The 12,758-nt window shown below is 61.8% G+C and carries 13 protein-coding genes; 9 read left to right on the forward strand and 4 right to left on the reverse strand.

Annotated elements, in window-relative coordinates; genetic code table 11:
* Positions 1-1,180 precede the first annotated feature (1,180 nt).
* Positions 1,181-2,116: a replication initiation protein gene (locus I2I05_RS19750; protein WP_196283987.1), complete on the forward strand. Its 936-nt coding sequence runs from the start codon at positions 1,181-1,183 to the stop codon at positions 2,114-2,116.
* Positions 2,117-2,404: 288 nt separating this feature from the next.
* On the opposite strand, the gene I2I05_RS19755 is transcribed toward I2I05_RS19750, so the two are convergent.
* The 3 genes from I2I05_RS19755 to I2I05_RS19765 form a co-directional block, all read right to left on the reverse strand.
* A complete protein-coding gene (locus I2I05_RS19755; RefSeq protein WP_196283988.1) occupies positions 2,405-2,728 on the reverse strand; it encodes a hypothetical protein in 324 nt (107 codons plus the stop codon).
* A 100-nt stretch (positions 2,729-2,828) separates the two neighbouring features.
* A complete protein-coding gene (locus I2I05_RS19760) occupies positions 2,829-3,728 on the reverse strand; it encodes an ArdC family protein (protein WP_196283989.1) in 900 nt (299 codons plus the stop codon).
* A gap of 39 nt (positions 3,729-3,767) precedes the next feature.
* Positions 3,768-4,043, reverse strand: a complete 276-nt coding sequence (locus I2I05_RS19765) for a hypothetical protein (RefSeq protein ID WP_196283990.1) — start codon at positions 4,041-4,043, stop codon at positions 3,768-3,770.
* A 358-nt stretch (positions 4,044-4,401) separates the two neighbouring features.
* Between I2I05_RS19765 and I2I05_RS19770 the strand changes: the two genes are divergently transcribed.
* From I2I05_RS19770 to I2I05_RS19780, 4 genes are read left to right on the forward strand one after another with little or no spacing between them, the layout of a single operon-like run.
* The gene (locus I2I05_RS19770; protein WP_196283991.1) at positions 4,402-5,178 is read left to right on the forward strand and encodes a DUF6577 family protein; all 777 of its coding nucleotides are present in this window, start codon (positions 4,402-4,404) and stop codon (positions 5,176-5,178) included.
* A complete protein-coding gene (locus I2I05_RS19775) occupies positions 5,175-6,119 on the forward strand; it encodes a nucleotidyl transferase AbiEii/AbiGii toxin family protein (protein WP_196283992.1) in 945 nt (314 codons plus the stop codon). The genes I2I05_RS19770 and I2I05_RS19775 overlap by 4 nt, the downstream gene beginning before the upstream one ends.
* Positions 6,120-6,135: 16 nt before the next feature.
* Entirely contained in the window at positions 6,136-6,261 is a 126-nt protein-coding gene (locus I2I05_RS22200) for a hypothetical protein (RefSeq protein ID WP_262895180.1), read from the forward strand.
* Positions 6,262-6,321: 60 nt separating this feature from the next.
* Positions 6,322-7,839: an IS1182 family transposase gene (locus I2I05_RS19780; RefSeq protein WP_196283993.1), complete on the forward strand. Its 1,518-nt coding sequence runs from the start codon at positions 6,322-6,324 to the stop codon at positions 7,837-7,839.
* A gap of 1 nt (position 7,840) precedes the next feature.
* Here I2I05_RS19780 and I2I05_RS19785 read toward each other — a convergent pair whose 3' ends face one another.
* Positions 7,841-8,251, reverse strand: a complete 411-nt coding sequence (locus I2I05_RS19785) for a hypothetical protein (RefSeq protein WP_196283994.1) — start codon at positions 8,249-8,251, stop codon at positions 7,841-7,843.
* A gap of 473 nt (positions 8,252-8,724) precedes the next feature.
* Between I2I05_RS19785 and I2I05_RS19790 the strand changes: the two genes are divergently transcribed.
* The 4 genes from I2I05_RS19790 to I2I05_RS19805 all read left to right on the forward strand — a co-directional run bounded on the left by I2I05_RS19790 (position 8,725) and on the right by I2I05_RS19805 (position 12,749).
* The gene (locus tag I2I05_RS19790; RefSeq protein ID WP_196283995.1) at positions 8,725-9,273 is read left to right on the forward strand and encodes a helix-turn-helix domain-containing protein; all 549 of its coding nucleotides are present in this window, start codon (positions 8,725-8,727) and stop codon (positions 9,271-9,273) included.
* Positions 9,274-9,432: 159 nt separating this feature from the next.
* Positions 9,433-11,991, forward strand: a complete 2,559-nt coding sequence (locus tag I2I05_RS19795) for a PAS domain-containing sensor histidine kinase (protein ID WP_196283996.1) — start codon at positions 9,433-9,435, stop codon at positions 11,989-11,991.
* A gap of 23 nt (positions 11,992-12,014) precedes the next feature.
* Positions 12,015-12,197, forward strand: coding sequence for a hypothetical protein (locus I2I05_RS19800; protein WP_196283997.1), 183 nt, complete (start codon positions 12,015-12,017; stop codon positions 12,195-12,197).
* A gap of 129 nt (positions 12,198-12,326) precedes the next feature.
* Positions 12,327-12,749 (forward strand): response regulator, encoded by a 423-nt coding sequence (locus tag I2I05_RS19805; protein WP_196283998.1) that lies wholly within the window; start codon positions 12,327-12,329, stop codon positions 12,747-12,749.
* Positions 12,750-12,758 lie beyond the last annotated feature (9 nt).

Below are 12,758 nucleotides of genomic sequence, written 5' to 3' on the forward strand. Positions count from 1 at the left end.
TGGCATACTTACGGCCTGGCACCCTACAGGACCAAACGGGCGCGACCCGTCGCCGCTTTTTTCCGTTCCTACCCGCTTAATAAAAAGTGGTTTTTTCACTGGCCCGGGTAGGGCGCAAAGTCGACCTGGTGGACGGTGGGCCGGGGGCTGTTTCGGGAAATGCCGGTTCCATTCCAGCCGGCGGCCGGACCTTTCCCCTAGTGAGCCGATGGCAAAAGGATAGCGTTCGATTAGCGAAAGGATAGTTTTTGTAAGTCAACTCATGGCCTACTGAGACCGGCAGTTCCGCTCGAATGAGTCCTGGTTCAGCGACGTGATTTCTCAATTTGGCTTACTGAATCGTACTTTCCAGCTAATAGAGGCAGATTTTAAGGTGGCCAGCGAGTCCCGGAGGAGGCCGTGAAAGGATAGAAATGGTAAGTCAATGGCTTGGGTGCGGCTCCCTTACTGAACCCAGCTAGGTCGAAAAAGTGGCCCCAGTGGCTGCGAATGCTTACCATTTCTATCCTTTCAGCCTCGGAAGAGTGGTTTGGCTTACCATTTCTATCCTTTCACGCGTTGGGCCACGAAATCTGGCAACCATTTCTATCCTTTTGCGGGCCTCGTGGGTGCCGGGGCGGGGAGCTGACGCTACTGTCGAGGCTTAAGAATCACAGTACCTGAGTAAAAAAGGCCTCTTCGGTGCTCTAAGGCACTTTTTATACTATCTTTAAAGACGAGGCTACCGTTAAAGGAAACCTGTTGAAGTAAATAATGGTATATTTTTTCTTTAAATAGTGATATCTCGGTTTGTGCTAAAATATGCCTTCTTTTTTGTTGTTTCCTTGCCTTGCCCTCCCCGTTTTGTACCCCTAAAAGCCTTTTTACATTCGAACATCAACAAATTTGTGAGTTTTTTTTATTTGTCAAGTATTTACTCTATTTGCAGGGGTCTCAAGCTCTTGACTTTCTGATTTTTATACCCATTTAAGGATAGGGATAGTAAGCGAAAGGATAGGGATGGTAAGTACAAAGGATAGATTCGGTAAGCGAAAGGATAGGGATGGTACGCGAAAGGATAGCTTTCGTAAGTGGTAGGGATAGAGATGGTAAGCCAAAGGATAGAGTGCGAAGGAAGCCTTCCTTTTAACTACTGCAAGTTGCTTATATTTGGCCATAGAAGCGCCTTATCCCTACCCGCATGAGCGTCCCCGCCACCACTGAAACCTCCTACCTGGAAATCCGGCAGCACAATGCCATCACCACGGCCCGCTACGAGATGAGCGCCTGTGAGATGGACATTGTCTTCTCGCTCTTATCGGTGCTGCGCAAGGAAGACCAGCCCGGGACCATCTACCGCATCCGGGTCAAGGAGCTGGAGCAGCTTACGGGCCGGGTTTGGAACTACCAGCGCCTGCTGGAGGCGACCTCCAACCTGCGCAGTCGCGAGTACCACATCGAGGACAACAAGCACGTGCTGCAGGTGGGTTTGCTGGCCTCGGCGCTCTACGTGAAGGGCGAGGGCATCATCGAGCTGGAGATATCCGAGCGCATGCGGCGCTATTTGATTGACCTGAAGAACAACTTCACGTCCTACCGCCTGCAGTCGGTCTTCAGCCTGTCGAGCAAGTACGCCAAGCGCATCTACCAGATTGCCTCGCAGTGGAAGGACATCGGCGAAACCAAGACCTTCACCCTGGACGAGTTCAAGATTATGCTCGCGCTCAAGGACCCCAAGGGCCTGGAGTCGGAGCAGTACGAGAAGATTTCGGCCCTGCAGAAGTACGTGCTCGACGTGGCCACCACCCAAATCAACGAGCACACCGACCTGCGCATCAACTACGAGCTCATCAAAAAAGGGCGCTCCTTTCACAGCATCCGCTTTTTTGTGAATGGGCAGGTGCCGCAGCAGCTGCCCATTCCCTTCGAGGACGGGGCCGAGGAGGAAAAGCAGCGGCGGGCCCTGCAGAACCTGGAGGAGCTGGAAATCCGGGACCCCAAGCTCATCAGTCAGATTCTCGGGGACGCCAAGAAGCTGAATGCCTTGTTCTCGTTCACCTACAAGCACAAAACCGGCAAGGTGAAAGCGGATAAGAACCCCGGCGGGCTGTTTTTGAAGATGGTGGGCTTGCGCTAAGCGCAGCACCCGAGCCTCGGCGCAGCGGAAAAGGCAACCTGCGTGAAAAAGGGCAGCCGGCCAAATTGCGCAACCCTCTTCCCGGATCTTTTAATCGCGCAGCTCGTTCGGTGGGTTTTCCGCCTACTCTCTGGCGTCCTGGTTATCCTCTCCCTCTTCTTCCTGAGGCGGGTAATCCGGTATCCAGTCATCAACCGGGCTGACCGTTGCCGCCTGGCCACCCGCCCCGGCTGAACTTGGCCCTGATTTATTCTCCGAGTTGAGGGGCCTGGGCCGGGCCGGTTCCAGCTACCGACCAAACAGGTGCCCCATCGTCACACCCGGGCTTTGCCGGCGAAACCAGTCTGGCAGGCGCTCAAACTCACCGAGCACGCCCAAAAATCCGTCGGCGTGAAAGTAGGCTTTGACCACGGCCGGACCGAAGCTGTTTAGGTAAACGTGCACGCGGGTACTTATGGCGGGGACCTCCCCGGTACCGGACCAAATCAGGCCAGCCGGCAGGCTGGCGCGGGTGAGGAAGCCAATCCATGCGGGGCACTGCTGTGGGTCAGCGGCCCACTCCTGGGAACTGATTTCGGGTTGGCGAGCGGCGAGTGCGGGCGTACTCATCATGATACTAATTGCTGGTAGTGACGTTAACCGAGCGTTTTCCTTTGGTCGGCGCCCTCGGAGCCCGGCCGGATTGCTCCGGCCGGCTCGTTGAGCCCCTCCCCTACTCGCCGGCTGCGGAGGCTTCCTCTTCGGCTGGGTAGCTGGGCACCACGCCCAGAATGTGATTGGCCGCTTTTTGGGCCTGGCTGGCGGCGGAGATAATCAGGCGCTTGTCGCCTCGCAGGGCCTGCAGCCAGTTGGCGAGGTAGCTGGCCGTGCTCGGCTCGCTGCGGGTCAAATCCAGCCCGGCGGCGTTGCTCAGAAATGCGGTGCCCAACTCGGCTACCAGTTCTTCCTTAACGTAGGTTTCGGAGCCAAACGAGGCCTTTTCGCTCAGCGTGGCCCGGTCCAGGCGCTTGGCGTGGCCGGTGGAGTGGGTTAGCTCGTGAAACAGGGTGGAGTAATAGTCCTCAACTGTGTGAAAGCGGCTGGCCGCGGGCACGCTCACCGTGTCGGTGCTGGTGCGGTAGTGGGCGTCGGGGCCGTTGTAGCGGATGCGCGGGCCGCCCGCGTAGCCGGCCACAATCTGCTCGGCGGCTTCCTGCGCCGTGTGCTCGCGGGTGGGCAGCTCGGGCAGCTGCCAGTCGACGCCGTCAATCTGGGCGATGTTGAAGACGGTGGAGTACTGCAGGATGGCTACTTTCTTCTCCTTACCCTGGGCGTCCTCCTTCTTGCTCACTTTGTAGAACACTACGGGCATGCCTTTCTCGCCTTTGCGCACGCACCCGCCCAGCTCGCGGGCCTGGTTGAAGGTCAGGTAATAGGGCTGCTCGTGGGCCAGCATGCCCAGCAAAAAGGCGTTGATGCCCTGGTACACGTGCTGGCTGCGGTAGTTGCGGGGCGCGCCGTGGGCCGCGGACCACAGCTGTTTCCAGGGCGTCACCCCGTTTTCCAGGGCCAGGATAATGCGGTTGGTGATAATCTCGTACACGTCGGCGCGGGGGGCGGAGGCAGCTTTCATAACGAAAAGGGAATGGGTGAGAAAAGGGGCTCATTGGCGTTAGTAGGCGTATTCAGGATGAGCCGGCGGACCCGGCTGGGCTTCTTCCCGTAGCAGGGTGGCATCTTCCCAGGCCTCGCACTCGCGCAGGGCCAGGGCTTTCCACTTCAGTAGGCAAGCCGCGTCGGTGCTGCCGCTTAGGAGCTGCTCGGCTCGCTGCCGGCGCTCCGGGCTAAAAGCCGGGTGGTTTAAGGCTTGCCGCAGGTTGCGGCGGGCCGACGCCACCAGGAGCATCGTACCGGACGAAAGGGGGGCGGGCGCGGGAGTCGTTTCCATCAGCAAGAGACTGTTTTATTGGGCGTTGCTTCTTCTTATTAAACGCAAAACAGCTCCATATTGTTGCTTATTTAGCGTATTTACATATGCTTTTTATGCTTATTTATGGCACATCAATTGATTTTCCCTCTTGTTCCTTTTTCCACTGTTGACCGACTTAAACAGACGCTTCCAGCCCGTCAGCACCCCCAAGCCTCGTTTGCTGGGCATGGTAGGCAGGGAGGCTTCGGACGGCTTTGCCACCCGACGAACTAATAGATTTTATAAGTCCAGGGCTTTGCTAATCCACCTTGGATTTGCTTCAGTCGCAATATGAAAGATATGCCAACATATGGCATTTATTGGCGTATCTTTCGATATGGTTTTGCCCGAAGAGCACTTTCTGATTTCGGTGGAGCACCAGCTCCGCGCCTGGTTCGGTGACCAGCCGGTGCTCGCGCGTAAAGAATTACTGGAGCGGGTGGCAGCCCTGAACCCGGCGTTGAAAAAGGCCACCCTGGATGTGTACCTGCACCGCCTGACCCTGCGCAATCAACTGGTCCACGCCGGGCGGGGCGTCTATGCCTTGCCCGATGCTCCCCGGGCGGCCGAGTTTGCCCCTTCGGTACCGCCGGAGCTGGTGGAACTCTGGCAGGCGGTAGCCGCTGAATTATTTCTGGACGCGGGTTGCGTCTGGCCCACCCAGTGGCTCAACGACTTTACCAGCCACCAGGTCATGCGCACCGTGCAGTTAGTCGAAGTAGAGCCAGCCGCGCTCGACTCCACTTACTACGCCCTGAAAGACCGGCTCGGCGGGCGCGTGTTCCTGGCCCCCGATGCGCGGGTGCTGGAACTCTACGTGGCCGAAACCCCCGATGCGGTGCTGGTGCTGCCGCTCGTCAGCCGCGCCCCGCTGCAGTTGGTAAGCGGTACGCCGGTGCCCCGGCTGGAAAAAATCCTGGTGGACCTGCTCAGCGAGCCCGTGCTGCTGGCCTCCTATCAGGGCGAAGAGCTGCGCACCATTTACCGCACGGCGGCCCGGCGCTACCGCCTCGACGCCCGCACGCTGCACGCCTACGCCCGGCGGCGCGGCAAAGCCCCGGCCCTGCGCGAGCTGTTGCTGGCCGAGGGCCTTTCTTCCCTGCTTCCCCAATGATTACGGCGACTTCCTTTACCCGCGAGTGGATGCTCGACCACTGCCGGCAGCGCCCGGGCCTGGACCCCTCCATCCTGGAAAAAATGATTCTGGCCCTCACCCTGGTCGAGCGGCTGGTCGAAACCGGGCTGCCCTTCACCTTCAAGGGCGGCACCTGCCTGGTGCTGGTGCTGGGGCAGGCCCGGCGCTTTTCCGTGGACGTGGACCTAGTCAATCAGGCCGAGCTGGCGGCCATCAACGCGGCGCTGACGCAGGTATGTGCCCGCCCGCCGTTCCGCTCGTTCGCGTACGACGCCACCCGCAGCCACAAGGACGACGTGCCGCGCGGCCACTACTACGTGTACTACGACTCCGCCCTGGACCAGCAACTGCTGGCCGAGCACCCCCAGCGGGCCATTGCCATTGACCTGCTCTTCGAGGAGCATAATTACCCGCAGGTGCTGCAGCTGCCGGTGGCCTCCCCTTTCCTGCACCAGGCGGGCGAGCCGCTAAGCGTGGCCGCGCCAAGTGTCGAGTCTATCACCGGCGACAAGCTCACCGCCTTCGCCCCGCGCACCACCGGCATCCTCTACGGCAAGGGCAAGGAACTGGAAATCATCAAACAGCTTTTTGATGTGGGCGTCCTCTTCGACCAAGTGCAGGACGTGGCCACCGTCGCCGAGTCGTTTGCCGCCACGGTGGCCAAGGAGCTGCGCTACCGCCGCCTGACCACTACCAGCGCGGTGGACGTGCTGGTGGACACCCTGCAAACGGCCTTGCTGCTGGCCCAGATGAAACTCAACCGGGCGCCGGCCGAGCTGCGCCGCGGCATTGCCGGCTTCCGCAACTTTGTCATCGACGGAGCCTTCCGCGAAGACCAGGCCGTGGCGGCGGCCGCCCGCGTGGCGTATCTGGCGGCTCGGCTGCTCACCCAGGACTACGGCGCCGGTGCCCGGCGCTGACCCACGTACCTTCTTCGTGCCGCAGCCCGACTTTAACTACCTCAACAAGCTGCGCTCGGTACCCGGGAACGCGCTTTTCTACTGGCACCATACGGTTACTCTGCTGCAGGCCCGCGACCGCCTGACTTGGCTGGTTAGCTAAAGTGAACGCTGCATTGATAACCACCGTGGCTGTTGCAGAAGTCGGGTTCGTAGAGGGAAGATGCAAGGCAAGAAGCTGTTTCTCGACCAAGAGGTGACCCGCTTTCGACTTTCCGAGCGGGTTCCGCTCCATAACCTGTACCGCCGACTGGCCGAACTAGTCGACTGGATGTTTCTCTACGACGAAACGCGGACGCTGTACAGCCACACGGGCCAGCCCCCGTTGGACCCGGTGTTTTTTTTCAAGCTCGTGCTCGTGGACCGGCTGGAAAACCTCGTGAGCGACCGCCGGCTCGTCGCGCACTGCGCCCTGCGGCTCGACATTCTGTTCTTTCTCGGCTACGAAGTAAACGAGGAGCTGCCCTGGCATTCGACCATCAGCCGCACCCGCCAGCTCTTCCCGGCCGCCGTGTTCGAGCGCCTGTTCGACCACGTCTTCGCCCAGTGCGTGGCCCGGGGCCTGGTCGTCGGCGACACGCAGGCCGTGGATTCGGCCCCGGTCAAGGCCAATGCGTCCTTGGAGGCGGTGCTCGAAAAGCAAGCGGCGGGCACGCGCGGCCCGTTTTTGACGACGGACGAGCCGGTGGCCCCGACGGCTCGGCTGGTGACCGCCCCAGCTCACCAGCTGCGCAACTTGGCCACCCATCAGGCCCGGCTCGCCGCCCACTCCAGCGTGCCCGGCGCGCAGCACGAAAAAGCCCGCCTGTTCAGCAACAAAACGCCCTACAGCCCCACCGACCCGGACGCGCGCATTTCCCTCAAACCCGGCCAAGCCCGGGCGCTCAATTACCTCTGCAGCCTCGCGGTCGATACGGCGCACGGCGTCATCCGCCACGTGCAGGCCGACTTGGCCGACAGCCGCGACAGCCTGCCCCTGCGCGCGCTGCTGGCCGACGCCGGCTACGCCAACTGCTCCAATTACGCCCGGCTCGAAGCCCAGCACCTCACGGCCTGGATACCCGTGTTCGGCCAGTACAAAGCCGAAATTGCCGGCTTTACCTACGACGCCCCCACGGACGCCTACACCTGCGCGGCGGGCAAGGTCCTGCCGTTTCGCAAATACGACACCACGGCCGACGGCAACTGGAGCAAAATCTATTGGGTTACTTGCCAAGACTGCCAGCAGTGCCCCTTGAAGCCCACCTGCGTGCCCGGGGCCAAGCGCAAGCAACTCACCCGCACGCTCTACGATGCTCCGTACCGCCGGGCCTGGCAGCGCCAGCAAAGCCGGTGCGGGCAGCGTATGCGGCGGGTCCGGCAAAGTACCGTCGAGCCGGTGTTCGGCTACCTGATTCACCACTACGGCCTGCGCCGGCTCAACGTACGGGGCTACGCGGGCGCTCACAAAACCATGCTGCTCGCGGCCGTGGCCTACAACCTGAAAAAGCTGCTCAAGTACCGGCCCGAACGGCAGTTGAGCCTGGCACTGGCCCTGCCACGCCCGCTGCTGGCCGCGCAAGCACGCGCTTGCCGACGAAACAGGCCCCCCAGTAAGGCCCCCACTCGGGCACTCGCCAAGCAATTGCTCGGACTAGCACTCCTGAACCGAGTTCTGCAACAGCCCCCACCGTTTTGCTGAACTACAGGATGTCTCCGCAGGCCCACGCCCGGGCTTCGTGCGGGTCGGTAAACGAGCGCAGGGCAAAGGGCAGCGTGTGGGCGGCCATTTCCTGGGCCAGGGCCAGCCCCCGCTGGCTGCGCGGGTCCACGGCTTCGAGGCGGGCAAAGCGCCGCACGCCCCACTTGATGAGCAAGGGGAAGACGTAGGTGGCAATCCAGGCCAGGTCCCGGGGCGCCACCGGCCCGAGCCGCCGGTCGTCGGCCACCCAGCCGGTGACGCCGTGGGCGCGGGCCAGCGTCACGCATTCGAGCGTGGCCCGGCGCAGCGCCGCGGGCGCGATTACCCCGTTCCAGCGGGCCTCCAGCGCGCGGCCGGCGCCGTCGTGCAGGGTCAACTCAAGATAGGGATAGGAGACCAGCCGTTGCATCAAAAGGGGGAGGAAGGGCGCGGAACGGGGGCCGCCGTACGCGTCGCGAAGGTCCGCCCCGGGGCGCGGAATCACAAGCGCCGCCGTGGGGGTGGCCGCTCTGTGGGAACAGACGGAGCAGAGCCAATGGACCGCCTAGCCAGAGGGGTAAACCCTCCGCTGACTTTCGGACCGTTTGGGTAAATGAGATGGTCTAGCTAAACCGGACAGAGCGGGAACGTGGTTTGCAGGAGGCGAAGTGGTGAAATGGGCAAACTCTGACGGACAGTTAAAAGTCTTCGCTGTCATTGCACTGAGTGAGCAACACTCCTTGTGGGTTGCTCACTCAGTGCAAGAAATATAAGCCAACCTTTAAAAAAGAGTACCTGCTAAAGAGCTGTGTTAAATGGCTTCGCGGATAAAGAGGCTATTTTGCATGGAACCCTCCCAGGGTTGGTAGTCTTATGCGCACTTTACCGTTTTACTCCATCAGCCGCATGAAACTCTACATTAAATACATGGTCAGCGTGCGCTGCAAAATGCAGGTGCAGGACAAGCTCGACAAGCTCGGGCTGCACTACGGCCAAGTGGATTTGGGGGAAGTGGAATTCAAGCAGGACATCAGCCCGGAGCAGCACGAGAAGTTGCAGCAGGAACTGCAGGAGTTGGGGGTCGAATTGCTCGACCACAGCAAAGGCGCTGAAATTGAAAAGATTCAGGCCTGCATCCTCCAGCTGGTGCACGACGCCGATACGCTGCCGAAAATCAAAAACTCCGAATACATCAGCCAGCAGCTCAAGCGCGATTATCCTTCCCTCGCCACCTTGTTTTCAGAGGCCACCGGCGTCACCATCGAGCGCTCCATCATCCGGCACAAAATTGAGCGGGTAAAAGAGCTGTTGCTGTACGACGAACTGAACCTAACCGAAATCGCCGCTAAGTTGAACTACAGTAGCGTCGCCCATCTGTCCGGGCAGTTCAAGAAAGAAACCGGTCTGACACCGACTTTCTTCAAGGGACTGAAGCACAAAAAGAGCTTGGCGTAATCCCTGAAAAACATGTAAAACGTTTAAAGAATTATGTAAAACGCCGAGAGCGGGAGGGGCTGAGATTTGTAATCTGCAAATTTCAGCCCCTCCCGCTCTCATTTTTTGAAGGCACGAAGCCGCCGTTTCGCTAGTCCTTTTACTCTCTACTTACGCCCGTTGCATCCTCGTATGGAGATTTGCTCCACGGCCCCCACCGCGGGAGGGGCTGACCCACTGTTCGCCGCCGCTGGCCTTTTCCAGGCCGTCCTCAACGTTTCCCTCACCGCCATCCAGCTCTGGCGGCCCCTCTTCGGGCTCAACGATGAGGTGGTAGACTTTTCCCTCGACTACCTCAACCCCGCCGGTCAGCGCATGGCGGGCTTGCCCGAGCAGCCCGGCGGCACCCTGCTCGCGCGCTTTCCCGGCACGCAAGCTGCCGGCACCTTTGGCTTCTACTGCCAGGTGTTTACCACCGGGGAGCCCGGCCGCTTCGACGTCAACTACCAGCACGACGGCTTCGATAATTACTACCACATTGCAGCCCAGCGCCACGAGGAGTGGCTGGTCGTCAGCTTTACCGACACGGCCGACCACAACCGCACGCCCGTAGAGGAGGCACTGCGCGCCAGCCAGGCCCGCGAACAAATCGCTCGCGCCGAAGTCGAGCGGCAGCAGCGGGAGCTGCAGCGCCTCTTCGAGCAGGCCCCCGTGGGCCTGGCCACGTTCCACGGTCCCCACTGCGTGGTGCAGATGGCCAACCCGGCCGTGCTCCACATGTGGGGCCGCACTCTGGAACAAACGCTTGACACTCCTCTTTTTGAGCTGCTGCCCGAGGCGGCCGGCCAGGGCTTCGAGGAACTGCTGGCGGGTGTTATGGCTACCGGTGTGCCCTACGTGGCCTACGAGCTGCCCGCCTTCATTGACCGCGCTGGCCGCCGCGACACCGTGTACTGGAACTTCGTGTACCAGCCCCAACGCGAGGCCGACGGCCAGGTATCGGGCGTCACCGTGGTGGTCACTGACGTGACTGAGCAGGTGCTGGCCCGCCAACAGGTGCAGGAGTTGAACACCGAGCTGGCCCGCGTCAACCAGGGCCTGACGGCCACCGTCACCGACCGCACCCGCCTGATGAACAGTGCCCAGGCCGAGGCCACGGGCCAGCGCCAGCGCCTGCACCGGCTCATTGCCGAGGCCCCCGCCATGATTGCCGTGCTCACCGGCCCCGACCACCGCATCGAGCTTGCCAATGACGGCTTCCACCAGGTGTTCGGACACCGCCCGCTGGTGGGCAAGCCCTACCGCCAGGCCGTGCCCGAGCTGGCAGGCCAGCCCTTCTTCGACCGCCTCGATGCCGTGTACCAAACCGGCGAAACGTATTACGGCGTCGACGAGCCCGTGACGCTGGACCGCACCAACTCCGGCCGGCTCGAGCACACCTACGCCACCTACACCTACCAGGCCACCCGCGACGCCCGGGGCCGCGTCGACGGCGTGCTGATTTTTGCTTACGACGTCACCCAGCAGGTGCTGGCCCGGCGCGAGCGCGACGCCCAGCTGCTGCAGGTGGGCGAGTTGCTGGCCCAGGCCCCGGTGGCCGTGGGCGTGTTCGCCGGACCCGACTACCGCGTGGAGGTATGCAACCCCGGCATGCTGGCCATTTGGGGGCGCACGGCCGAGCAGGCCCTCAACCGGCCCCTGTTCGAGGTGCTGCCCGAAATCCGCGACCAGGGCTTCGAGGAGCTGCTGGACGAGGTGGGGCGCACCGGGGTGCCCCACGTGGCGCACGAAGTGGCCCTGCGGGTGCTCCACGCCGGCCAGCCCGCCACGGTGCACGTCAACTTCGTTTACCACCCCCTGCGCGACCCCGCCGGCCGCATCACGGCCATTGCCGCCGTGGCCAACGACGTCAGCGAGCAAGTCGCCGCCCGCCAGTCGGTGGTGGGCGCCAACCACAAGCTGGCTGCCCTCAACGACAAGCTTTACGCCGCCAACGCCGCCCTGGCCGACGCCAACGAGGAGCTCGGCACGGCCAACCAGCAGCTCACCCGCGCCAACGCCGACCTTGATTCCTTCGCCTACACCGCCTCGCACGACCTGCACACGCCCATCACCAACCTGGAGGGCCTGCTCCAGGCCCTGGTCGAGCAGTTGCCACCCGCCGTCCGGCACGATGCCGAAGTACACCCGCTGCTGCGCCTCATGCAGGGCGCCATTGACCGCTTCCAACTCACCCTCACCCAACTCACCGACATCATCCGGGAAGACAACGCCCCGGCCCAGCCCGCCGAATCCGTCGACCTGGCTTCCCTGGTGGAAGGCGTGCGCCTCGACCTGAACGGCCTGGTCGTCAGCACCCAGCCCCAGTTGCTGGTCGACGTAGCCGGCTGCCCCCGCCTCACCTTCGCCCCGCGCAACCTGCGCAGCATCGTCTACAACCTGCTTAGCAACGCCCTTAAGTACCACGACCCGGCCCGCAAGCCCATCGTGCACGTGCGCTGCAAGTCCACCAAAAAAACCACTGTGCTCGAAATCGAGGACAACGGCCTCGGCCTCGACGAAAGCCAGCAGGCCCGGCTCTTCGGCTTGTTCCAACGGCTGCACCCCCACGTGGAAGGCAACGGCGTGGGCCTCTACAACATCAAGAAAATCGTGGAAAACGCCGGGGGCACAATCGCCGTGCGCAGCCAGCCCGGTGTGGGCACCGCCTTCACCGTGACGTTGCCGGTACCCGTCTAACTCACTAACGCCATTACTTTCCTATGCACTCCGCAACCCTCCGTCGCAAAGCCGTCGCCTTTGGCCTCAACCTAACCAAAAACACCCCGCTGGCACCCGCTTACTACGAAAAGCAACTCCTGGCCCGCTACATCCAGGGCACCCTTACCCTCGACCAGGTGCTCGATTGCCTGGACAATCCTGTGCCCGCCAACTGCCAGGCGTAAGCGCTGCTCCTAGGCTAATGCCTCGTCTGATTCACTTTTCCGGTATCGGCGGGTCGATGTAAAAACGGGTCGTTACGCGCACTCTTTCCCGGCGTGAATGGCTGGTACCCTGCTCTTAACCTTCTCTATATGATAAAACTATCCAGCGTGCTGCTGGTCGACGACGCCGCCGCCACCAACGACCTCAACGAACGCCTCCTCAAGCAACTCGGCTTGGCCGACCGCTACTTCGCCGCCACCGACGGCGTGGCGGCCCTGGCGACCCTGGAAGACATTGCCGCCGACGCCCAGCCCAGCAGCCCCGTCTTGGTGCCACTCGACGTGAAGATGCCCGGCATGGACGGCATGGCCTTCGTCGAAGCCTATCAGCGCCTGCCTGAGAATCACCAGCAGTCCGTGGTCATCGTCATGCACACCGCCACCAGGAACTCCGCCGACCTGGGCCGCATCGAAGCCCTGCCCATCGCCGGCCTCGTCAGCAAGCCCCTCACCAAGGAAAAAGTCGACACCATCCTCAAGCTCCATTACCAACGCCAGTTTCCGGGCGCGTAGTGCGCCCTG

It is taken from the genome of Hymenobacter jeongseonensis (genome assembly GCF_015694725.1).
Lineage (GTDB): Bacteria > Bacteroidota > Bacteroidia > Cytophagales > Hymenobacteraceae > Hymenobacter > Hymenobacter jeongseonensis.

Excerpts from the sequence above, each read along its gene's own strand:
- I2I05_RS19750 (WP_196283987.1), top strand. The coding sequence starts at position 1,181 with ATGAGCGTCCCCGCCACCACTGAAACCTCCTACCTGGAAATCCGGCAG.
- I2I05_RS19755 (WP_196283988.1), bottom strand. The coding sequence starts at position 2,728 with ATGATGAGTACGCCCGCACTCGCCGCTCGCCAACCCGAAATCAGTTCC.
- I2I05_RS19760 (WP_196283989.1), bottom strand. The coding sequence starts at position 3,728 with ATGAAAGCTGCCTCCGCCCCCCGCGCCGACGTGTACGAGATTATCACC.
- I2I05_RS19765 (WP_196283990.1), bottom strand. The coding sequence starts at position 4,043 with ATGGAAACGACTCCCGCGCCCGCCCCCCTTTCGTCCGGTACGATGCTC.
- I2I05_RS19770 (WP_196283991.1), top strand. The coding sequence starts at position 4,402 with ATGGTTTTGCCCGAAGAGCACTTTCTGATTTCGGTGGAGCACCAGCTC.
- I2I05_RS19775 (WP_196283992.1), top strand. The coding sequence starts at position 5,175 with ATGATTACGGCGACTTCCTTTACCCGCGAGTGGATGCTCGACCACTGC.
- I2I05_RS19780 (WP_196283993.1), top strand. The coding sequence starts at position 6,322 with ATGCAAGGCAAGAAGCTGTTTCTCGACCAAGAGGTGACCCGCTTTCGA.
- I2I05_RS19790 (WP_196283995.1), top strand. The coding sequence starts at position 8,725 with ATGAAACTCTACATTAAATACATGGTCAGCGTGCGCTGCAAAATGCAG.
- I2I05_RS19800 (WP_196283997.1), top strand. The coding sequence starts at position 12,015 with ATGCACTCCGCAACCCTCCGTCGCAAAGCCGTCGCCTTTGGCCTCAAC.
- I2I05_RS19805 (WP_196283998.1), top strand. The coding sequence starts at position 12,327 with ATGATAAAACTATCCAGCGTGCTGCTGGTCGACGACGCCGCCGCCACC.